General features: G+C 29.8%; 16 protein-coding genes. 7 read left to right on the top strand and 9 right to left on the bottom strand.

The window, feature by feature from the left end:
• Positions 1 to 38 precede the first annotated feature (38 nt).
• On the top strand, positions 39 to 2339 hold the full coding sequence (locus ACYEKI_RS06935) for a M28 family peptidase (protein ID WP_459210447.1): 2301 nt from the start codon (positions 39 to 41) through the stop codon (positions 2337 to 2339).
• 84 nt (positions 2340 to 2423) lie between these two features.
• On the opposite strand, the gene ACYEKI_RS06930 is transcribed toward ACYEKI_RS06935, so the two are convergent.
• From ACYEKI_RS06930 to ACYEKI_RS06920, 3 genes are all read right to left on the bottom strand, one after another.
• Positions 2424 to 7013 (bottom strand): Ig-like domain-containing protein, encoded by a 4590-nt coding sequence (locus ACYEKI_RS06930; protein WP_459210446.1) that lies wholly within the window; start codon positions 7011 to 7013, stop codon positions 2424 to 2426.
• A gap of 333 nt (positions 7014 to 7346) precedes the next feature.
• Positions 7347 to 8141, bottom strand: a complete 795-nt coding sequence (locus tag ACYEKI_RS06925; RefSeq protein ID WP_459210445.1) for a tetratricopeptide repeat protein — start codon at positions 8139 to 8141, stop codon at positions 7347 to 7349.
• Positions 8138 to 8701, bottom strand: coding sequence for an RNA polymerase sigma factor (locus ACYEKI_RS06920; protein WP_459210444.1), 564 nt, complete (start codon positions 8699 to 8701; stop codon positions 8138 to 8140). Before ACYEKI_RS06920 ends, ACYEKI_RS06925 begins: the two co-directional genes overlap by 4 nt.
• Before the next feature lie 106 nt (positions 8702 to 8807).
• Between ACYEKI_RS06920 and ACYEKI_RS06915 the strand changes: the two genes are divergently transcribed.
• The 3 genes from ACYEKI_RS06915 (at position 8808) to ACYEKI_RS06905 (ending at position 12319) form a co-directional block, all read left to right on the top strand.
• Entirely contained in the window at positions 8808 to 9191 is a 384-nt protein-coding gene (locus ACYEKI_RS06915) for a hypothetical protein (protein WP_459210443.1), read from the top strand.
• Between the two features lie 56 nt (positions 9192 to 9247).
• On the top strand, positions 9248 to 11926 hold the full coding sequence (locus tag ACYEKI_RS06910; protein WP_459210442.1) for a CHAT domain-containing protein: 2679 nt from the start codon (positions 9248 to 9250) through the stop codon (positions 11924 to 11926).
• Between the two features lie 234 nt (positions 11927 to 12160).
• Complete coding sequence (locus ACYEKI_RS06905; RefSeq protein WP_459210441.1) at positions 12161 to 12319, top strand: hypothetical protein; 159 nt, start codon at positions 12161 to 12163, stop codon at positions 12317 to 12319.
• A 206-nt stretch (positions 12320 to 12525) separates the two neighbouring features.
• On the opposite strand, the gene ACYEKI_RS06900 is transcribed toward ACYEKI_RS06905, so the two are convergent.
• The 6 genes from ACYEKI_RS06900 to ACYEKI_RS06875 all read right to left on the bottom strand — a co-directional run bounded on the left by ACYEKI_RS06900 (position 12526) and on the right by ACYEKI_RS06875 (position 18435).
• The gene (locus tag ACYEKI_RS06900; protein ID WP_459210440.1) at positions 12526 to 13623 is read right to left on the bottom strand and encodes a glycoside hydrolase family 3 N-terminal domain-containing protein; all 1098 of its coding nucleotides are present in this window, start codon (positions 13621 to 13623) and stop codon (positions 12526 to 12528) included.
• Positions 13624 to 13946: 323 nt separating this feature from the next.
• On the bottom strand, positions 13947 to 14489 hold the full coding sequence (locus ACYEKI_RS06895; RefSeq protein WP_459210439.1) for a 4'-phosphopantetheinyl transferase family protein: 543 nt from the start codon (positions 14487 to 14489) through the stop codon (positions 13947 to 13949).
• A gap of 200 nt (positions 14490 to 14689) precedes the next feature.
• Positions 14690 to 15211: a UpxY family transcription antiterminator gene (locus ACYEKI_RS06890; RefSeq protein WP_459210438.1), complete on the bottom strand. Its 522-nt coding sequence runs from the start codon at positions 15209 to 15211 to the stop codon at positions 14690 to 14692.
• A 340-nt stretch (positions 15212 to 15551) separates the two neighbouring features.
• A complete protein-coding gene (locus ACYEKI_RS06885; protein WP_459210437.1) occupies positions 15552 to 16220 on the bottom strand; it encodes a response regulator in 669 nt (222 codons plus the stop codon).
• Between the two features lie 12 nt (positions 16221 to 16232).
• Positions 16233 to 18167 (bottom strand): tetratricopeptide repeat-containing sensor histidine kinase, encoded by a 1935-nt coding sequence (locus ACYEKI_RS06880; protein WP_459210436.1) that lies wholly within the window; start codon positions 18165 to 18167, stop codon positions 16233 to 16235.
• Positions 18168 to 18255: 88 nt separating this feature from the next.
• Entirely contained in the window at positions 18256 to 18435 is a 180-nt protein-coding gene (locus tag ACYEKI_RS06875; RefSeq protein WP_459210435.1) for a hypothetical protein, read from the bottom strand.
• Positions 18436 to 18781: 346 nt separating this feature from the next.
• On the opposite strand from ACYEKI_RS06875, the gene ACYEKI_RS06870 reads away from it, so the two are divergent.
• From ACYEKI_RS06870 to ACYEKI_RS06860, 3 genes are all read left to right on the top strand, one after another.
• Positions 18782 to 19585, top strand: coding sequence for a hypothetical protein (locus tag ACYEKI_RS06870; RefSeq protein ID WP_459210434.1), 804 nt, complete (start codon positions 18782 to 18784; stop codon positions 19583 to 19585).
• A 117-nt stretch (positions 19586 to 19702) separates the two neighbouring features.
• Positions 19703 to 21163 carry an alkaline phosphatase PhoX gene (locus tag ACYEKI_RS06865; protein WP_459210433.1) on the top strand — a complete coding sequence of 487 codons (1461 nt, stop codon included), beginning with the start codon at positions 19703 to 19705 and terminating at the stop codon, positions 21161 to 21163.
• Between the two features lie 3 nt (positions 21164 to 21166).
• Complete coding sequence (locus ACYEKI_RS06860) at positions 21167 to 22981, top strand: cytochrome-c peroxidase (protein ID WP_459210432.1); 1815 nt, start codon at positions 21167 to 21169, stop codon at positions 22979 to 22981.
• The last annotated feature ends 104 nt before the right edge of the window (positions 22982 to 23085 follow it).

The following is a 23085-nucleotide window of genomic DNA, read 5'->3' as shown; positions in this document are numbered from 1 at the left end:
CACTTTTGTATAATAAAACTATACTTATTCGTAATTAGATGATAAAAAAAATACTTCCTATTGTTATTTTATTGACTACAATTTTTTGGAGCTTTTATTCTCAAAAACCTACTATTGATACTACTGTCGATACAGACACTACTAGCTATTCTTTGGCAAATGCGCTTCGTCATTTGAAAGTAATTTCAGAAAAACCTCATCATGTCGGTACTGAAGCTCATGATGAAGTCCGTGACTATTTATTTAACGAATTGAAAGCTCTTGGACTATCACCACAAATTCAAAAAGCAGAAAGTGCTAGATTACATTACAATGTTGATGCTACAACTATAACTAATGTTATTGCAAAAATTGAAGGTAAAAAAAAGGGGAAATCTTTATTACTTGCAGCTCATTATGATTCTGTTCTAGCATCTGCTCCTGGTGCAAGCGATGCAGGTTCGGGAATTGTTACTATTCTAGAAGGTATTCGTGCATTTTTAGCTCAAAAAAAAATACCTGATAATGACATCATCATTCTTTTCTCTGATGCCGAAGAATTAGGATTATTAGGGGCTAATGCTTTTGTAGCGGATCACGAATGGGCAAAAGATATAGGTTTGGTGCTTAATTTTGAAGGTCGTGGTAGTGGTGGCCCTGCTTATATGTTTATAGAAACTAATGGAAAAAATGAAAAGTTACTTTCTGAATATATCAAAGCATCTCCTAATTATCCTATTACAAACTCACTACTGTATAGTATTTACAAAACCTTACCTAATGATACCGATCTTACTGTTTTTAAAGAAGACCTCAACATTAACGGATTTAATTTTGCTTTTATAGATGATCACTTTGACTATCATACCATGCAGGATAATTATGATCGAATAGATAGGCAAACTTTACTACATCAAGGAGATAATTTAATGACCATATTATCTCATTTTGCCTTTATAGATCTCGATAACTTAGATAGTGATATGGATCATGTATTTGTCAATTTTCCGTGGATAAAAATCATTCAATATCCATTTTCATGGATAGCTCCTATGCTTATTTTTGCAGTTTTATCTTTTATCGTTCTACTACTCTTAGGTATCAAAAAACAATACTTGTCTGTTAAAGGTATCTTTACAGGGTTTATTCCTTTTTTAATAGCATTAATCTTATGTCCTACTCTATCTTTTGGTCTCTGGGAATTATCAATTACTATCCATCCAGATTATCAAGAAATCACTCATGGTTTTACTTATAATGGTTATTTCTATATTTTAATGTTTGCATTTTTTAATGTATTTCTCTTAACTAAAGTCTACCATCCCTTCGTTCAAAAACAAAAGACTTTGGATCTGTTTATTGCTCCAATAGTTTTTTGGTTAATTCTTAATTTAATTATTCTTTATACTTGGGAAGGTTTTGCTTTTATGATTATACCAGTATATGCAATTTTAGTTACCATAGCGCTTATATTCATCTTTAATTTAAAAATTGAAATAAGTACAATCATTTGCGCTCTTTTGGCCATTCCAACAGTATATATTTGTATTCCTTTTTTACAAATGCTTCCTGTAGGTCTAGGTTTAAAATTCTTACCTATAAATGCACTTCTTATTGTATTGCTCTTTGGACTTCTATTTCCTGTTTTTATTTTTAAACAAAAACTTAGAGTCTCATCTACTATTTCTTTATGTCTATCGGTAGCTCTTCTACTACTAGCCTCTTTTAATAGTAGCTTTAATAAAGATCAAAAAAAACCTAATAGTTTAAACTATGTATATGATACTGATCAGCAAAAAGCTTATTGGGTTACTGCAGATAAGGTATTAGATACTTATACTCAACAAAAACTAGGAAAGACACCATTACCTATCCCTAAAGAGTTAAAAAGATCGCATTATTTATCTTATGCTTCTTATGTTCCTGCTACAGCTTACCCAAAACTTACTTCCGCTCAATATCGTGTTATAAATGATCTTAGTATCGATGGTATGCGCTATCTAACTCTAGAGGTAAACTTACATCGTCCTATAAACACATTTAAACTTTATACAAACACTCCAATTTCGTTAAAATCGCTTTCGGTTAATGGCGCTATTATTAATAATGAAAATGACAAATTCCTTATACAGAAAAAGAGAGGTACACTTTTAAATTATACTCTCTCTGATACAAATAAAGACCTCATCATTGCTTTAAGTATAAAAGAAAATGACAATCTGGATTTGACTTTTAAAGAAATATCTTATGATTTACAAAAGCATTCATTTTTTAACCTTATCCCCAGAACAGATGCTATGCAACCTAAAGCTTTTATGGTAAATGATGCTGTTATAACAATGAAACGAATTCAATTGTAATACATTAAGAATTCTACTCGTTTTTTTATAAAAAAGCCTATGTAAATTACATAGGCTTTGTCTATATTATATTATTTTCAAACTTTATAGTTTTATAACTTTCTTTACATAGGTTTGACTAGCTGTATTCATTTTCAAGAAATACAGTCCTTTTTGTTGTTGATTTAACGGAAGAACCATTCTTGTTTGATTTATATGATCTTTACTCCATATTTTTTTTCCGTATAAATCATAAAGTTCAATACTCTGTATTGATTCTTTTTTAGTCATAATCGTTACATTTGAATATGTAGGGTTAGGAAAAATATTAAAATTCTTATTCCTCATTGTGTTTTTTGAAAGCTCTTCAAATAAAGCCATTGTTTCATCTGAATTTATCTCACAACCATTTTCAAAAATCGCTTTCACTATATATTCTCCTGACGCTGTTATTGCTAATACATTACTATTTGCTCCATTAATAGCTATTGGCTCTCCGTTGATCAATTGATACCATTGATAATTTGCACCTATTATCTTTGCTGTTGATAGTATATTTTCATTTTGTTCAATAGCTAATGACATGATATTATTAAATACTATAGTCATTGATGATTGATTTATATCATTAGTATCAAAAGTTAGCACTCCAGTATTATGTATAGCGTTAGGATTACTTTTAATTTCTAAATTAAAAAACGCTCCAGGTAATATCGTTTTTGTTAATTGATGATTTATCAGTTCAAATCCTTCATTTAAATTCATATCTATATTGTTTAATAACAAAGGTTTTGTACCTATATTTTGAATAGCTATGGTTTTGTACTCGCTATCACAACTAGCAAAGTTTAAATTTAAATGCCCATTCATGTTATTTTCTATGTACATGATAGGTTTTCTTGAATCATTAGAATCAATTGGCATTCCTGTGACTCTTACAATATCTATATAAGAACGTTGTGCGTTTTTTTTTGCATCAGCATGAATTCCAAAAATAAAATTTTCGTTATCCGATGCTTCTTCTGGTAATTTATAATCAAAAACCTCATAATTTTCATGATAACTATTATCTGTATGAAAAACATTCCAATTAGTTTGATCAACAGTCCATTGATATCTTATTGCACCTTGTTCATAAAGATTCCAACCTTCATCTGTTTTTCTAGCAAAAGAAACTTTTATGTTTTTATATCCTTTTGTCGACACGGCATTCTCTACTTTTCCTTTTTTTCGAACTCTTAAACTGTGATCTCCAGAATAGGCAAATGAATGATGTCCTTTTATGTCAACTAAACTTCCTGTATCTTGTATATGTTCCCACCCTTCTGTCAATAAATCATCGGATTCAAATCCATCTCCTAAAAGTTCAACTTCTTGCGAGTCTGATTGATTTACTTTAATGATATTTACATTTACTACACCTGTTTCTCCGTTAATTGTATACGTAAATTGGTCTAATCCTTCATGTTGATCATTTGACTGTGTATATTCTAATTTTGTATTTTCTTTTATTACTACATCTCCATAATTAGCCATTGTCGTCATGTCTATAGAATGCTCTAAATCATATGTAATAGTTGTTCCTTCTAATACTTCAATTTCAAAATCATAAACCATAGGCTTAACTACTATAGTTACTTTAGCTGTATTTTCTCCTCCAAATTGATTTTCAACAGTATATATTCCCTCATCATTTCCCGAAAAATCTGCATGTGGTGTATACTTTAATTTATTTCCTGATACAATTTCTAAGGTTCCATTTAATGCTTCAGTAACCCCTACTATTGCTGTAATAGATGCTGAATCGTTTGCTAACACATCTATTAAAATCGGTGTATTATATGCTGTTATCACATTATCTTCTTCTACAAAAGGTGCTTCAACCTCTTTTGTCACCGTTACTTTAAATGTATTATTTAACGTCTTTTGAAAAACATCTGAATATGATTGTAATGTAATTACTGAGGCTCCTTCTTTTAAACCTTGTATTGTTAGTATATTATTATTAATCGTTGTACTCACATTCATAGGTATGGTGTTATTGCTAACTGAATTCACAAAATGCTGTATATTAGGATTAATAAAAACTTCTGAAAGGTTAAAACTTAAGCTTTCTCCTTTAGGAATTTCAATATCTTGAATAGAATCAATTAGCACAGGAAGGTAAGGTAGTTCTTCATTAGAAGCTCCTTTTAATTTAATTCCTTTATATCGAGAACTATTAGGTTCTTCTACTTCATTAAGTTCATAAAATTCTCCTGAAACCACTCCTTTTTGAGCTTCTGGATTTAAAGATTCAAATAATTGTCTGTTTGTCTGGTTTTGCCAAGCTATAGGATCGCTTTGATTTGTCCACGGAATATAATCTGGATGTTGTTGTTCTTTTAATAATGCTCTTTTAATTGATGTTCCATTTACAATATACATTTGAGACAATTTACCATCTTTGGTTTGGGGTTCTGGATCAACAAAACCTTCATCAACTTTACCTGGTACTGCTAGAAATCCTAAATAATTATATTGATTACCATCAAAACCTAGCGAACTTGTATCAATGGTAGCCAAAGCTTCTGGTGTTAACGTACCAAAGCTTATATCTTTATAAATTACATTTTGAGATCTTGAATGTCTAATATTAATATAACAATTCACCGCAGTATTGATATATCCTCCATAAACACCTGCGGTTTCTTCTCTATGTTCAAAATCCATTCCTCTTACAAACCCTTCTATATATGGATTGAAAAAAAGGTTATGCCTTCCATTGCTATGCGTACTTGTCGCATCTCCGTACGGCTTATTAATATCATTCAATAAAGTTGTATTTACAAAATTGATATGTTTAGAATATTTACGTCGTATTCCTCTACTAACATTCCAACCTAAAACATTCTTAATCATATGTCTTGCATCTATTCCTGTATGAATTGGAGCTTCTACAAAAGATATATTTAAAGCTGTATGACCTCCATATGAAGTTGTATTATTTATATGAAATGCAGTGAGTAATCCATTTGATTTATGGTCTACCCCATCTATACCTTGATCCCATATATGCATTCCGCTTCCGGTAAAACCTGATGCTACATTATTATCTATTTCTAGATCTGATGAATGAAACCAAAAACCATCTCCTGCTGATCCAAAATTATTGATGTTACGTTGAAAATTTGCTGTGAATTTTGAAGAGGCAGTTAAGTTTTCTCTTCCATTACCGATCGTTCTTATTGCTATATTATTGATAAAACTTCCTTTTTCATTTCCTGCTTCTGAAACAAAACCTGCTCCTCTTACATTATATAACACATTGTTTTTTATATGAACATATGAAGAATGGTTGACATATCCCCATCCTGGAGAATCTTCTACTGCACACCCCTCTACAATTCCTGGATTTTGACTTCCTGCTCTATGAAAATGAACTGGATATCGCGCTACAGGGTTAAATGCTGGAGCCTCTATATTACCATTCTCATCATATTTAACCCCAATCATTTTATTTTGCTTATCGGTACGCCCTAAATGTTTAAATGCTACATAATGTATAGCTGCATCATTTGTATGCATAAACATGATATGCCCTCTCCCATTAAAGTCAATTCCTTTTTTAATAGTACGTTGACTCAATTTATCTGAGGTTTCAAATGTCACATTTCTGGTTAAATTGATGATGTGTATTTTTAATTGTAAATCTGCTTTGGTATGGATTAAGGTTTTATGTTCTTTTTCTAAGGGTTTATCAAAAGTAATAGTATTACTCGCATAATTTAAACTAGCGATAAGCCTTGATTCATCTCCCTTACCATCATATGTTACACCTGCAATTGCTATCTTGTCTCCTACATTCCAATCTTGAGGTAACTTATCTACGACCACGAAAGATGCTCCTGCTGTTATTTCATTACAGGTTGTAAATCCTGTTTTTCGTGTCCCATATATCGAAGTTACACCATGACTAATTAACCCTAACCCTAAGCGATGTGGATCATAATCTGGACTTTCTTGATTATTTATTTCAAAATCTGTAAGCTTAGAAAAAATAATTCTAGCTGATGCATTTTCTGCTATAGGATGTGTTTTATTTCCTATAATCAAGTGTCCACCCATATCAACTACCATAGTATTGACTCTAAACACTGTATGTTTATCTTCATCAAACTTTAAAACACCATCAACTCTTACTGTTTTAAACGCATTTTTTTCATCTTGCCTTATCGTTACTGTATGTTCTTTTGCAATCAATACTCTTGCTCCTGTAGCTGGAACTAATCCATTTCCCCATGTATTAGGATCATCCCAAAACCCATTATTGACAGTTTTGTGCGTTACATCAATATAGGTTACTAAATTGAGCATTGCCTCCATTTCTCTAATGTTTCCTATGCGATCATCATAGTGTATCGTCTCTGTAGGAATCGACAATTCTTCGTCTATAGTGATCACATCCATATGCTGTTTATTAACAAAGCGAAATTGCTTAACAGCATTAATATCATAAGTTGTATTATATGTCTGATTGTTGTCACTTAATACAGTAAGTTTAAGAAGTTGTTGCTCTTGTATCAATTCAAGAATAATCTCTTCTTGTGTTTCATTTCCATTATAACTTAATAACCCATTATTTTTAAGAATGGGGATATTAGAAAAGGTCAGATCTGTCAAAAAGACCATTAAAATAAATAGTTTGATTTTCATTTTGATTAGGTATTTGAAAGTTAAAATTTTAGCCTTACTAAAAAGCATAACTTTATATATGTAACCAATTAGTTTACATACTATAGTATCCTACTCATTAAGGAAATGCTTTTGATATCTTACTATTATTTCAATTAGAGAAGAAACTGTTTGTTTAATTTCTCTATCATCAATTATGGTAGTTAAAAACCACTCATAAAACCCTATACATTAATAAACTACACAGTTATATAAATTTACTACTTTATAATTCTTTGTCCAACTTTTATTTTAAGCCTTTTGTTCAATTCTATTCATAAAAAAAGCCTATGTAAATCACATAGGCTCTTGCTATTATTCTAATGCTTTAAGTAGCTGACTGGCTTTTTTGTGATTATATAATTTTTTCTTAACAATATTTTGTAATGCGTCTTTTGTCTTTTCTAATTTTTCTTGCTTTAAATAGACTAAGGCGTTATACCAATACCCTTTAGATGCATCTATAAGATTACTTGCGCTTAATTGATCAAATGTTTTCTCAGCTTCATCGTATTGTTTTAGTTCTAGTTGAGAAATTCCTATATAAGTATATATTATTCCTTTTTGTTGTGTTTGTGTTTGCATTGCTTTTTGTAATAAAATTAATGCACTTTCATATGCCCCAGCTTCAAATTGTTGTTGTCCTTTTGTTAAATCACTTTCACTTCCTCTAGATACTAAGGACGGTAATTCTTTTAGGTCTAAATATTCTACGTATAATTCTTGAGGAGAGCTACTGTTTAATTGTTGCGTCATCAATGCTCCTATGATTATGAATGTAACAATTATTGCTGCATATAGATATCGTATATTATTTCCTTTTTTACGAGATGTCTGATATTCTTCATTTACATCTTTTAAAACCCTTTTTAAAGCAATTACATCTTCTCCTTGAAATTTTTTAGCATACGCTTTAATCTCGTTCAAATCTGAGTCTTTGGCACTATTCCATTTTTCTTCATTTAATGTTTCTAAAAGTTCTTTTTCAAAAAGTACCTTCTCTTTAAACGCTTCATCAATTGCCATTCGGTTTAAAACAGTATTCTTTTCTTCTTCTGTTAGCGTACCATTTAAAAATCTTTCTATTAAAATATCATCCTCTACACTCATAGTTCTTTTAACGATTCGTATCGTTTATCTTTTTTGATTAGTTGTGTTAATTTGGCTTTACATTTAAACACTCTTTGTCTTGCTACTGTTTCTGAATTATATCCTAATTCTTCTACCATTCTAGCATAGGGAATTCGATTAAAGAACATTTTTAAAACTTTCTTACAATTTTCTGAAATCACCTCTAATGCCTCTGCAAATAATTCCCAACGTTTTTGCTCTACCAAAGCCGTTGCAAGATCAAACTCTTCTTCATTAAGTGCTATAACCTCATTATCTGTTACCCATTTTTTATTGGCATTCAATTCTCTACGCCATAAATTCCTACATACTGTAAAGAGATATCCTTCAAAACTACTTTTAATCACAAATCTTTCTTTTTGATATCTTACTGTAATTTGCAATAAAGCTTTCTGAAAAATATCTTCAGCATCATAAGAAGTTCCTTTATTCATCAAAAGAAACCGCTCAACTTTAGGAAAACACTCTTCATACAATTTTTTAATCTTTCTTGAATCTCGATTTATTAGAGCTTCTAAGTAATAGGAGTTGTCTTTCATTTACTTGTATTATTCTATTTACAAAAGTAACTTTTTATCTTCACAGGGTAACAAAATTGGCGATTATGAACGCTTTTACACTTAATTTATATTAAAAAACAGCTTTATGAATACCTTTAAATTTTTAAAACCCCTTATTTTTACAGCATGTTTAATTTTGTCGATAAGTTGTGATAATGAGGCTTCTATTGATCAAGAACTTGTATCATTAGAAACTGAATTACAACAAAAAAACAGGCATTCTTCTTATGAAGTTTTACTGGTACAATATCGTAATGGATTAAGCGAACAGGAAAAACAAAGAATACGAGATCGTTATATTAATTTAAACTTCTTAGTCTTTTGGGAAATATGTGATGAGGATCGTTATCCAGATTTTGAAACCTGGTCTGTAATGCCTCAAAAAGATACAGATATTCCGATTGATCCAGAAGAAGAAGACGATGATGTAGAAAGATTCGTCCAAGGTGCTACTTGTAGATCATTATGACATTAATAAAATTAATTTTACCTATTTGGCTATATATATTGTGTTGTACTAACCTTATGTATAGCCAAATTTATTTTAACACTTCTTCTTTTCTACCTCAACAATCAAAATTACTTAATACTGTCGCCGTTGATAGTCTTATAACTTCTTCTATAAAACAAAATGAATATCTAGCAGCAATAGATATAGCTCATAATCATGCTGTACATCTTTATAAAAAGAAAGCTTATACTAAAGCTATTCATTATGCTTTAATCGAAATTGACATCTACAATAAAATTAAACTCGTCGATAAAAAATATATCGATGCTTTATACAATATTGCTAAATCATATTCTAAACTTCGCTCTCACGATAATGCACAAAAGTATTATCAAAAAATAATTGATTTAAATTCTGAAGCTAACCTCCCTAAAACGGCTTTATCATATGCTGCAATTGGAGCACATTATGTTTCTTTAAGTGATTATTATAAAGCTATTCATTATTATCAAAAAAGCACTTTTATTTTAGAACATTTAAACAAACCCAAATGGTTATTTAACAGGTATTTAAATCTAGCCAATGTCTATGAGCGTATTAATACTCATGAAGCCCTCCAATCTAAGATTAACATTCTTAATAGAGCCTTATTACTTTCTGAAAAAATATCATTGAGCCGATATGATTATTACAGTTTATACAATGCATTTGCCTCGTATTACAATAATCCAGAAACCTTTGATTTTAAAAAATCCAAAGCATATCAATTCAAATATCTAAATATTGCTTTAGCCCATAAAGATTCTAGCGCTATTTCTATAGCATATAGCAACTTAGGAAATCTTTATAATGAAATTAAAAATGATAGCGCGTTATCTTTTTTAGAAAAGAGTTTAGCTTATAGTCCATCAAAATCGCTTAAAGCTAAAACGCATAATTTTATAGCAGAATATTATCTTTTAAAGAAACAATTTTTAAAAACATTACAGCATACAGAACGTTCTTTATCATTAAACACTTCTTTAGATTCATTGGTTACTAAGCCTCTTTCTGAGCAACAACTTTTTAAGTTTGATGATAAATTTTCGACATTATTTTCACTAAATATTAAAACCACAGCACTCATAAAGTTATATCAACAGCAACATAATATTTCGTTTATAAAAAAAGCGTTACATCATCTTAAAGTTGCAGATTATCTAATTGATATGCTATTGAGTGAAAGTAGTGATGAGCAATCAAAATTGTTTTGGCAAAGTAAAGCCCCTTCTATTTATAGCAAAGCGACACTATGTGCCCAACTTATGAATAATCCTGGTCTTGCATTTTACTTTATTGAAAAAAACAAAGCAGTATTATTAACGCAAAGTATTCTTGAAAATGCAGAAAAAGCCAAATTACCATCCCCATTGCTATTTAAAGAACAACAGTTAAAACATAAAATCCTTCGTTTAGAGAATCAAATTAACAAAGAAAAAAATACTACTGTAAAAGAGCATTTTACTAATGAATTATTTGACCTTAAATTGACCTATCGTCAATTTAATGATTCTTTACAATTATCTTTTCCTGAGTATTTTAAATATAAATCAAAAAGTACGTTGTTTTCTCTAGATGATATTCAATCACAGTTAGCTAATAACAATGTTGTTCTTTCTTACATCTGGAATATCGATAAAAACCCTACTTCGTTTAATGCTTTGTATGGTATTTTAGTAACTTCTAAAGAGACTGTTCTATTTGAAATTCCCGAAATTAAGGAGATTGAACAACTTATAGCACAATATCATCGATTGATTTCTGCTCCTTTTGAAACGCAATCTGATATTGATATGTTTACCCATATTTCTTATCAACTTTATACACTATTATTTCCAGATCAAATACGATCAAAGATTCTTAACAATCATCTTACTATAATTCCTGATGGTTATTTGCAAAGCATTCCTTTTGAGTCTTTACTTACACAGCCTATTTCTGAGCATTATCTCATTAAAGAATCTATGGTAAGTTATGCTTATTCGATGTCTTTTCTAAGACATAATGCAACATTAAATAGGGTCCCAACAAATGATTTTATAGGGTTTGCTCCAGAAATTTTCAAGTATGATAATCTAACTTCTTTATCTTCGTCTAGAGACGAAGTTTCTACTATACAAAAAATCTTTACTGGTCAAACGTTTCTTCAAGATCAAAGTACATCGGTGAACTTCAGAAACAATAGTAACAATGCTAGGATCATACATCTAGCGACTCATGCTAATGTTTCTCAAAATCCATGGATTGCTTTTTATGATACAAAACTAAATTTACAGGATCTTTATACTATCCCCAATCAAGCAGAGTTAGTAGTATTAAGTGCCTGTAACTCTTCTCTTGGCACTACGATTAACGGCGAAGGTATTTTTAATTTGGTTAGAGGTTTTTTCTATTCAGGAACTAATGCTGTTATTGCATCTTTATGGGATGTTAATGATAAAACAACAGCAGCTTTAATGACCGATTTTTATGCTAATCTAAAACTTGGAAAATCTAGAGTATCTTCTTTGCATGAGGCTAAAATCAATTATTTAAAAACTCATTCTTTATCTGAAGCTTCACCATATTATTGGGCTTCTTTTGTTTTGATAGGGCAACACGATAAAATTCACACCTCTTCCTCGCCTCTTACAAACGCCTACATATCAATACTTTTTGTTTTAATATTACTACTACTATTTATTTTTAGAAAAAAAATATTCTTTTTAGGGTAACAGGAAAACTGCGATTGACACACTATGTAAAATCGTTAGTCTAATATGTTAAAAAACTCAATCTCATACCATTTTTTATACTCTAGATTACTTCAAATAAGTAATCTCATTTACACATTTCGATTTTCATTATATAGTAACTATTTAAGTAAAAATATTCTTTCGCGAAGAACAGACTTAACAATGGGAGTCTTTAAACATCCATTAATAATTCTATAAAAATTCATAAAAATTATGTTAAAAAACATTTCAAATTTCGGTCAAGTAATCACTAAACAACAACAAAAAAACATTCAAGGAGGTTTTACTATTAATGAATGTACACTTAGTGCAGATCCTTCAACAGACTGGTGTTGTCATTTACCTGGTGGATGTTCAAACTTTCCAGGATAAACTGAATAATATATAAAAAAACACCAATAAGCGTTTAAAACGCTTATTGGTGTGCCATTAATTTTATACCTCTTATAATTCAAGTTATTTTTGATAATAACTATTTAATATTGATCACTTTTTTAAAATATTTCTTATTCGTTTATTTAGATAAGTAGTTTTTCTATCACAAAGAACGATTTTATACTTAGAAGTTAAATTTTTTCTCAAAGGTTTTCCTTAAATTTCATTATACGTTTGTATGATTCTGAAATTCTCTCTTCTGAAATTTCTTTATTTTCTATCATTTTTTTGATCACTTTAATAATATTCTCTGGAAGAATCATTTTTTTGTCTTTGGTCGGGATATGATTCGAAAACATTAAAATATCAACTCCTGCAAGTATTGACATCTTGATTGCTTTTTCAAAACCAAAATGATCACTTATAGCTTTCATTTGCATATCATCTGAAAAGATAACCCCATCAAATCCTATTTGATTTCTTAAGTATCCCGTTAGAATCTTTTTAGACAATGTTGCTGGTATTTTTGATTCATCTAGTTTATCATTAATGATATGTGCTGTCATAATTGCATCTACATTTCCTTCATAAAGTAATTTGATATAAGGAAATACTTCTTTTTCTTTCCAATAACGGCTTACATCTGTAACATTATAATGTGAATCCTTTGTTGAATTTCCATGACCTGGAAAATGCTTTAAAACTGTTTTAATATTAAAATAACGATGACTTTTTATAACTTCTCTTGCATGAGTAATGACTTCTTGAGGATCTGTAGAAAAACAACGTTCATTTTTTCCTAAGGGAGGATTTGTATCGTTATGTAAATCTACCACTGGAGCATAGTTTACATTAATACCTAAATCTAATAAGTTGTGAGCTATTAAATCACTATAAAACTTTGTTGAATCAATATCATTTACTTTCCCTAAATATTTTGCTGATACTGTTTTAGGAAACCCATACTTTTTCTTTAATCTATTTACCTTTCCTCCTTCTTCGTCTATACTAACTAATAGTGGTGTTTTTGAAGCCGATTTTAGCTTTTTAATTAGGTTTCTTAACTTTTTAGGAGAATCTTTTTTAGCTATATTTTTTTCATAAAGTAATACTCCTCCTAGCTTCTCTTCTTTTACTGCTTTAAAAAATGGATTTTCATTGGTAATTTGTTTAGCACTACCTATACCAATCATTATCATCTGCCCTATCTTAATATCCAAACTATCTTTGGTTATAGATTGAGAATAAGATTTAATCATACTAAACACTAGTAATACTAGCAATAACGCTATTCTATTCATTTTTGATTCTGAATATTTGTTAATTTTGTTTCTATTGTTTTGCTTCACTAATATCAAATTCAAGTACTTTTATAAAAAAGTGTAGTTAGGTAATTATCTTTCATTTTTACATACTACCATTTATTCATTATCTAGATGGCTTGCAATTATATTACCTATTTTGAATTCAATACTTTTTGAAATTGATTTTTCACCCTTCATAAGACTCTACTCACTTTACTAAAAAAATCAACTAATACTATTTCTCTAAGCGTCGTAAAACTACAAAAAAATAGAGGTAATAATTTAAATTATCACCTCTACATGTCAAAACTTAATTCTATTTATAAAAAAAGTTTTTCTTCTATTTCATTTATTTCAATATCCCTCTCTTTAAAGGATATCGTACAATAATAGTTACTTTCGATATCTATTTTTTTTAACCAAAAATCCTCATGGACTATCTTAGTATGGGCATTATTTACTTCAAAAGATTTTAATGGAATGGATAGTCCATTACCATGTGCCTTTATTACAGCTTCTTTCTCTGTCCAATACTTATAAAACGCTCTTACAATATCTTTTGATTGATTTATTGTATTCCATTCATTACTGGTCATTTGAGATTTAAAATCATGTATATCTATATTATTACATTCTTCTATATCAATACCTATTGCTCCATTTTTGCTTATTGCACAAACAACTATTTCTCCAGAATGAGATATATTAAATTCTAAATCATCATTCTCAAAATAAGGTTTATTATAGGCTGTAACTTTTAATTTACTTTCGTCATATTGTTTTCCTATTTGATTTAATCCTTTTTTAAGCAAAACTCTCCCTAATAATGACAATTGCGCATCTTGCCATCTTCGATATTTCATTATTTTTTCTTGAAATGCTATCGAAAATTGTGGTAAAAAGGTTTTTAAGAGCAACTCATGTTGATCTTGAGCTATTTTGCAGTAAAAAATATAAATCACTATACAACTTTTAATAGTACTTATATACTATTATTTTTCAAATTGAAGAAAAGTTATTACATGAAATTTAGAAGTCACGTTGTATGAGATAAAAGAAATGTTTATACAGCCATAAGAGTTTCCTCAAAATAATATGATGGAAGGGTTGCTGTAATATTTTGTTGAAGAGAATTTATTCTAACTATAATTTTATTTGCATTATTCACATTAAGTACTTCGCATTCGAGTCCAGTTAATGCACCGCATAAGATAGTTTTTGTTTCTCCTACTTTTGGTAATTCTGAATTGGTTTCGATATCTGTTATATCTTGACTACCTACCAAAAATTTAATTCGATTTATTTCACTTTCTGTTACCTTGGCATATTCTCTACCAAAACGAATATATGCACAGGCTCCAGAAACAGATAATGCTTTATGAAATTCTAATGAAGAATTTACATTAACAAATACATAAGATGGAAATAATGGTTTATGGACAATCTTTTTACGGTCACTCCATTTCCTTACCGTCTTCACTAAAGGTAGAAAACCTTCTAATGATTTCTCTTTTAAAGACTCTAATACTTTTTTTTCGCAACGTGACTTTACATATAGCACGTGCCAACCGATACTACAATTCATTATGATAACAGTTAAAAATTAGGCAAAGCTTCGCTTCCCTCACTCACATGAGGACATTTCTTTAAATATGTTTTTTGAATTAGCTACTCTTTTTAGGTGGGGGTGTTGTGATTGCTTTTTTGAGTAAAAGGTAGCCGAAATCTACGGTTACAAGTATACAGTTTTTTTTCTTTCAAGTATCGGGCAAGCTGTTAAAAAAACGTAAATAATATACTGATTAATAACACCCTACTGTTTAGCCGTAATTACATTACTGTATAAATATTTTTGAGATACAAATTATCTATAATTTTATTTTACTTGTATAAAAACAAATTATAATCCTAATACAATTTTAACTTTAAATCAATCCTAAATCTTTAATTATAGCTACTAAATGAATAACGTTTTTAGCTTTAAATGTTATTTTGAGTTTATTTAATCGCTTTTCTATTGAACTCTTACTATACGGTTTTATATTATTTGCTTTAAAAAATGCTCCTATTTGTTCTTGAGTCATTCCATCTGATAAATGTTTTACCAAAGAAATATCATAATCTTCTAATTCGGTAATACTTTTACCAGTCAAAGCATGTTGTACCTCTGGAGATAGGTATTTTTCATCTTTTGCAACTTCTTGAATACAGTAAATTAAATCTTTTAATCCATTACGCCCTTTACAAACATATCCATCTATATTATGTTCATTAAATAACTGACGAATTTTTGAGGTTCTATCTTCAATAGAATAAGCTATAATCTTAATATCAAAATACTTTTCTCTGATCTTTGTTATCAGCTCTGTACCTGATCTTAGCTTTTCTTCTCTGTAATCTTTTTTAAAGGATAAATCTGTAATCAATAGATCATAGGGATCTTCTTCTAAAATTGCTTTTTGAATTTTTATATAAGCATCATCGCAATATTGGACTTCTTCTATTTTAGAGTCCTTTAATTGTGTTTCAAAAAAATTCTTATTTCCTTCATTGATACTATCAATGTCTTCTGCAATTAATATTTTTTTAAACATAGCTACTTAAGATTATACAGGAAAAGTAATTTCTATTTTCATTCCTTTCCTAGGTTCTGAATCAAAAGTAATTTTTCCTTTTATGCTTTCAATACGGTTTTCCACATTTTGCCATCCATTTCCGTTTTTTAACACAAAAAAATCACATCCTTCTCCATTATCAACATATCTAATTTTCACATAACCTGCTATTACATCAAAAGTTATCACCACTAATTCTGCATTGCTATGTTTCTTCATATTCACCATTAATTCTTGTAGAATCCTATACGCTATAATTTTTTTATGTGCTTCAATTTTATTCCACTCAGGTTTTTCTATCCCTTTTACGATTACATTAGTATGAGTTGTAGCATAATTACTTAACATTTCTTTTATTTCTGCTATATAATTTACACCTGTGTCTATGGCATTATTCTCTTTAGATATATCTCTTGTTCGTTTATAAATGCTTTCCATTCGATCTAATAGTTCTTCTTTGGGATCGTTTGTCTTATCCAAGATTTGCTTTTGTAAAGAAATCATCACATTATAAACATCATTAGCCAATTCATCATGAAGTCTTTTTGAGATTCTTTTTTCGGTAGTATATGCAATTGTTCTCCTAGCTATTTGGTGATTTTTGTAGAGGTAAAGTATAATAAGTAAAGCCAAGATTATGATCAGCACAATAGTTAAAATCGAAACTTTCTTTCTTAAATTATTCTTTACTTGATCTGCTTCTAATTGTTCATTCTTTTTTCTTTCGTTTCTATATAAGTCTTCGGCTTCTTTACTGTAATGTTTGATTAATGCAAAATGATTTTTTATAGCTCTTTCTTCTTCTCCTAAACTATCTCCTAAAAAGATAATCCTACTTAAGACCTTTATATCTTTAGGGTATACTTTCCTTTTTAAGTTTAGTAAATCTAATTCTCCTCTTGGATTCGATGTATATTTAGCCGTTTCTATTCCTTCTTCTATATATTGCTTTGCGTTAGCATTTTCATTATAATACAAATAACACTCAGCTAATCTTGTATAACTAGAAATCATACCTCGATAATCATTTTCTTTTTTTCGATTTTCTAAAATTTCTTCAAGATCTTTAACATTACTAATTTGCGGATGTTGTTTCCATAAAGCATATAAAAGATTTTCATTAATTCTAAATCTTTCTTTATCATCAATTTTTATCAGTGTTAAATCCTTTTTAATCTCTTGTAGAATATTAATCGCTTTTTGATATGCTTTATTATCTATTTGAGTTGCTGCTAGGTTATTCTTGAATTTTATAACATCTACTGTATCTTTAGCTGTTTTTATTGCATCTTCATATGCCTTAATAGCTTTTTTAAGTATTCCTAACTTTCGATAATTTGTACCCGCAGTATTATATAGTTTTGCTAAATATTCCTGGTTTTCACTATTTTTTAAATACCTTAAACCTTCTACTACTCTTTCTTGACTGCCATGATAGTCTCCAAATCGTTCTTGAATACTTGCCATTGTTAATAGTTTTTTACCTACTTCAAAACTATCATTAGCTTTAATATAATTCACCCTTGATTGATTGTAATATTTGAATGCACTATCTGATATTCCTTTTCTTTTAAAAGCATCGGCTATATTAAAATATGCTATCCCTTGATGAGTACAATCTTTTAAACGTTTACTTTCTTGTAACAGTAACCTATCATAAAATTCAGAGCTGTCATATTGCTTTAAAGAATAATGTAGTTTAGATTTTCTTGCCAAAATCTTTAACCAAATACTATCCTTTTCTTCATCTAGATTAAAAGCTTTATTTATTAATTTTAATCGTTGCTTTCTCAATCTCTTTTTATCATAACTCTTCAAATAATATTGATACGAAGGATTTTTTTTATGCTTTGCATTACCAGTTTTCTCATTATCGCATGACAGACATATCAAAATAACAATGATACTATAGATATATTTATACATAATCTAGGGGAGGTTCAGTTATTTCCTAAAAATAAGAAAAGACGCTATGAGATAGCGTCTTTTCTACAATTAAATATCAATAACTTCTTTAATTACTTTCTTCCCCTTCTGCTTCCTCTTCTACTTCTCTCTCTTCTACTGTTTCACTATGATCTCCTTCTGTAGCTTGTAGTTCTTCTAAAGAAACTTCTTCTTGTATTGCACTTTTTTCACATGCAGTTAAGTTAATTCCACCTATAATTAATAGTAATATAAATACTCTTTTCATTTTGATCTTCTTAAAATTTTGACATAGCGGTGGCCTTCTGAGAATTTTATTTCTCAGCTTTTTTTGCAACATGCGATGCCGGTAAACCACCTGTTTGATTGAAATTTTGGGAAGTAGGAAAATGAAATACGATAGTTAATGTTCCTTCCCGAACAAACCTTTTAACAGTCGTATTACGGTTTTCCGTAAAATCAAGTATCGTACAATTCTTATGTTAGCAACGTGTAACAGAAACTAGTTATTAATGCAAATCTACACAGCAGTAATCTTTTCATTTACAAAGGATTCCGAAGATTCCGCTTAATTCCGAGAATTCTGAAAAATTCTAATAAAGAGTGATTGTTTTATGAGTTTACGAACTATAGAAACTTATCGAAAAGAAATTTTGGCGTTCTATAAAAGAACTTCTGGAGGAGCTTTACATCATTATTTAGCAACCCCTACTCCTAGAAGTTTGAAGGATGCCTGTGAAGACCTCTATGGAAGAAGAAATGATACTTTTGATGATTATATCTTACAAGCCTTCTTTCGTTTCAAACCAGACGAAGATCCGATCTCAGTTATTAAAAACTTTGACATTGATAAATTTAAACCTATACAGAATTTTTTAAAGGAAAAAACAGTCAATACTAATAAGAATAATCTCAATTTGATTGCTTGGCTTATTGATTTTAAACCAAGGCCTCACTTTCTCTATATAAAAGAAAATACTCCCATTGAGGAAAACATTGATATGCCTCCTCAAAAAGAAAATCACACCTATATTAGAAGAGTTAAATTAGCACCTCAAAACAAACCTACTAAGCCCATTGCTCTTCTTATTTCTTTTATTCTATTATTGGCTGCATATTACCAAATAGCATCTTTCCATCTTCAACTTCCGTGGATTATACAACCTTCGACCTTTGATATAGCTATTCTTCAAAATCAAAAAGTCATTAAAGATTCAAGCTTCTATATTCATACAAATAAAGATTTAGCTAATCATTTTCATTTAAACAAAGACTCTCTTAATTTTTTAATATTTTCTAATTCAAATCAACAAAACAGTACCGTTTTAAAAATAAAGCCATCATTTTACAGTAAAACCATAATGGTTAAGCAGTCCTTACCAGACACTCTGATTATCAAATTAATAGAAAAAAACTAGTAACATTAAGTTTACACACTAAACATTAGGGTGATATTAGTTTAAAGAATATACAATATCTGGATAAAACAAATGGAGTGATCACTATAATACATTTGCAAAAAAACTCACTCTATCATGAAAAAAAAATTCAGCTTTGCTGCTTTTATTATAGCTGCAATACTTATCTCATGTAAAAATGATGATAATTCTACAAATCCTCCGATAGGAGATGCTATCGAGTTAAAACAACATTCTATTTCTCCTGTTTTAATGAAAAAGCTACCTGGTTTTAACGATTTAGAAATTTACACTTTATTATCATCTGAAGATACTTATATCCCTGATTTCACATACGGTTCTATGGCTGATGGGGCTGGGTTACTACGTAACGAAGATGGAACTTTTACACTCATTAATAATATAGAAGCCGATTATGCTATCGCTCGTATTACACTAGATGAAACTTTTAAACCCATAAGTGGAGATCATATTCTTAATGCTACGGCAACTGCTCAAACAGCTCAATGTTCTGGATCTTTAATTACTCCTCAAGAACACGGTTTTGGTCCTTTATATCTTTCTGGTGGTGAATGGGGAGGAAGCTCTAAAGGTGTTTTTGTAACAGATCCTTTTAAACATACATCTGCTGCGGCTGTTCCAGAAATGTTAACTGCTATGGGGCAATGGTCTACAGAGAATGCAGTCGCAATAGGTAAAGATGCTTATCCAGATAAAACTGTCGTATTTATAGGTGATGACCATAGTGATAATGATATTCCTTCTGGTCAATTAGGTATGTATGTTGGTAATCGTGGTGATTTGCAAAATGGAAAATTATATGGTCTTAAAGTTACTGCTCCTGGTGTTACTTATGAAATGGATATGGAAGAGAGTACATCTTATGCTGTTGAATTTGTAGAATTAGAAGAAAGAGATATAGATCTTCTTGATGCCGAAACTAAAGCTAAAGGTGTTATGGGATTCTCTAGACTTGAAGATATTGATTGGCGAAGAGGCTCTGCTGCTCATAATCGAGAAGTTTATTTCTGTGTTACAGGAAGAGACAAACCTGGTTTAATCGGGAAAGGATCTCGATCTGGAAGGATATATAAGGTAACTTTAAACCCTAATGATCCTACTGGTATTGGAACTATTACGTGTGTTCTCGATGGGGATAAACCTAATGGTAAAGCAATAGCATTTCACAGCCCTGATAATATATTGGTTACAGAAAACTATGCCTACATTCAAGAAGATCCAAATGGTATCGATGATTTTAAACCTGAAGCAAATCATTATCCTAGATTGTATCAATACAATCTAAATACTGGTGATTTAAAAGCTGTTTTAGAATGTGATCAAGAAAAAGCTGCAACCGAAGGGTATGGTAGACTTGATAAAATTTGGGAAATCACAGGTATGATAGATATCTCTGAAACTATCGGTGTTGATAAAACATTTTTGATGATTACTCAAAATCATGGTTGGGAAAAAGCCGATGGAACACCATTTACTGATCCTAATGCAAATCCTGATGTTGCAAATAGTCGTAAAGAAGGAAGTATGATGTATATCGTAAAAGGTTTAGATAGATAATTTATGAATATTTTTTTTCCATCAAATTATAAAATTAATAAAGGGGCTTATTTTTCAATAAGCCTCTTTATCATAGGACTATTATTTACTAATTGTAATTCAGAAAAAACAACAGAAAAATCCTTAAGTCAATTACCATTTCAAGAAGAAATACAAGTGCAGTTTATAACTGATATTACTCAATGTATATCTTATCTCGATAGTATTTCTTCTCATATTAAGCACGCAAAAAAATACTATACACATTCACGACTACATTTTAAGAGACTTGAGCCTATTCTAGCTGCTATTGATGTAGAAAATTATGGTTACCTCAATCAACCTAATATTTTAAAAATTGAAGAAGAATCTATTACCGATATCAAAATCAAAAATCCCAGTGGTTTTCAGGTAATAGAAGAAGAGCTTTTTGCCAAAAACATTGATACTTCTGCTGTACTAAAAAATGTTTCATTGACTTTACAACGTTTAAAATTAATTAAAAAGAATGCTCTTTTTAGTCATTTAAAAAAATATCACTTTTTGTGGTTGTTCCGAAAAGCTATACATCGAGTAGCCTTAACTGGTATCACTGGATTCGATTCGCCTGTATTAGAAAATTCTATAAAAGAATCTGCCGAAGTATATAGAAGCTTACAACAGTATTTATCTTTTTTTGAAACTAGTTTTAAAAATGCTCAACTTTATCAAAACTGGAAAGACGAGATTACAAAAACAGTAGACTATTTAAAAGGAGATTTTAATGCATTTGATCGTTATCACTTTATTAAACAGCATACACATAAACAAATGTTATTATGGAATGCTACTGTTACCGATTGGGATATTAGTTTTCCTTTTGAATTAGCAATCAAAAACGATGCTCCTTCTTTGTTTTCTGATCAAACTTTTAATATTAATTATTTTTCAGATCCTAACTTAGGTAAATTAACCAAGGAAAAAATTGCTTTAGGCAAACTATTGTTTAATGACAATCGTCTTTCTCATAACAATACCCTAAGTTGTGCTAGTTGTCATCATGCAGATAAAGCTTTTACAGATGGTAAGAAAATTTCGCCTAAAGTAACTCGTAACAGTCCTACATTGCTATATGCAGCATTACAAAAAGGTTTTTTTTATGATAAACGTGCTGGAAACTTAGAAGGGCAAATCATAGGAGTTATTACCAATGAAAATGAATTTCATTCTGATTTAAAAACATTAGAAACTGTCGTTAAAAATGATCCTGATTATCGCAAAACATTTGCCCAAGCATACTCAGGACATACCATATCTAATCATATCATTAGAAATGCTATAAGTAGTTATATAAAAAGTCTATCGCCTTTTAATTCTAAATTTGATCGAAATATCAACAATTTGGAAAACTCATTGACACAAAATGAAATTAATGGATTCAACTTGTTTACTGGAAAAGCTAAATGTGCTACTTGCCATTTTGCACCTCTTTTTAACGGTACTGTTCCTCCTGATTATAAAGAATCTGAAATGGAACTTATAGGTGTACCGCAATACAATGATATCATTAATGCAAAAATTAGTGATGACTTAGGGCGATACTATGTTTTTAAAACTCCCGAACGTAAACACTTTTTTAAGACCTCAACTATACGTAATATTAACAAGACAGCCCCATATATGCATAATGGTGTATATAACACGCTAGAAGAAGTGATAGATTTCTACAACAGAGGTGGTGGTTCTGGAATAGGTATTGATCAACCTTTGCAAACGCTTCCTAGCGATAAACTTAATTTAACTACACAAGAAACTAATGATTTGATCGCTTTTATGAAAAGTCTTGATGATAACTATTAATATCTCATATAATTGCTTGCTTTTTTTTAAAATCTTAAATAAAATTATATTTTGCATAACACTTTATGGAATGATCCTTGTCTCATTTCTTTACATTAAAAATC

This window comes from Aquimarina rhabdastrellae, from assembly GCA_947387485.1.
In the GTDB taxonomy this organism is placed as follows: domain Bacteria; phylum Bacteroidota; class Bacteroidia; order Flavobacteriales; family Flavobacteriaceae; genus Aquimarina.
The sequence above is the reverse complement of the archived record's forward strand: the minus strand, read 5'-3'. Positions and strand labels throughout refer to the sequence as shown.

Coding starts and splice junctions, on each gene's coding strand:
- ACYEKI_RS06935 (WP_459210447.1), top strand. CDS start 39: ATGATAAAAAAAATACTTCCTATTGTTATTTTATTGACTACAATTTTT.
- ACYEKI_RS06930 (WP_459210446.1), bottom strand. CDS start 7,013: ATGAAAATCAAACTATTTATTTTAATGGTCTTTTTGACAGATCTGACC.
- ACYEKI_RS06925 (WP_459210445.1), bottom strand. CDS start 8,141: ATGAGTGTAGAGGATGATATTTTAATAGAAAGATTTTTAAATGGTACG.
- ACYEKI_RS06920 (WP_459210444.1), bottom strand. CDS start 8,701: ATGAAAGACAACTCCTATTACTTAGAAGCTCTAATAAATCGAGATTCA.
- ACYEKI_RS06915 (WP_459210443.1), top strand. CDS start 8,808: ATGAATACCTTTAAATTTTTAAAACCCCTTATTTTTACAGCATGTTTA.
- ACYEKI_RS06910 (WP_459210442.1), top strand. CDS start 9,248: ATGTATAGCCAAATTTATTTTAACACTTCTTCTTTTCTACCTCAACAA.
- ACYEKI_RS06905 (WP_459210441.1), top strand. CDS start 12,161: ATGTTAAAAAACATTTCAAATTTCGGTCAAGTAATCACTAAACAACAA.
- ACYEKI_RS06900 (WP_459210440.1), bottom strand. CDS start 13,623: ATGAATAGAATAGCGTTATTGCTAGTATTACTAGTGTTTAGTATGATT.
- ACYEKI_RS06895 (WP_459210439.1), bottom strand. CDS start 14,489: ATGAAATATCGAAGATGGCAAGATGCGCAATTGTCATTATTAGGGAGA.
- ACYEKI_RS06890 (WP_459210438.1), bottom strand. CDS start 15,211: ATGAATTGTAGTATCGGTTGGCACGTGCTATATGTAAAGTCACGTTGC.
- ACYEKI_RS06885 (WP_459210437.1), bottom strand. CDS start 16,220: ATGTTTAAAAAAATATTAATTGCAGAAGACATTGATAGTATCAATGAA.
- ACYEKI_RS06880 (WP_459210436.1), bottom strand. CDS start 18,167: ATGTATAAATATATCTATAGTATCATTGTTATTTTGATATGTCTGTCA.
- ACYEKI_RS06875 (WP_459210435.1), bottom strand. CDS start 18,435: ATGAAAAGAGTATTTATATTACTATTAATTATAGGTGGAATTAACTTA.
- ACYEKI_RS06870 (WP_459210434.1), top strand. CDS start 18,782: ATGAGTTTACGAACTATAGAAACTTATCGAAAAGAAATTTTGGCGTTC.
- ACYEKI_RS06865 (WP_459210433.1), top strand. CDS start 19,703: ATGAAAAAAAAATTCAGCTTTGCTGCTTTTATTATAGCTGCAATACTT.
- ACYEKI_RS06860 (WP_459210432.1), top strand. CDS start 21,167: ATGAATATTTTTTTTCCATCAAATTATAAAATTAATAAAGGGGCTTAT.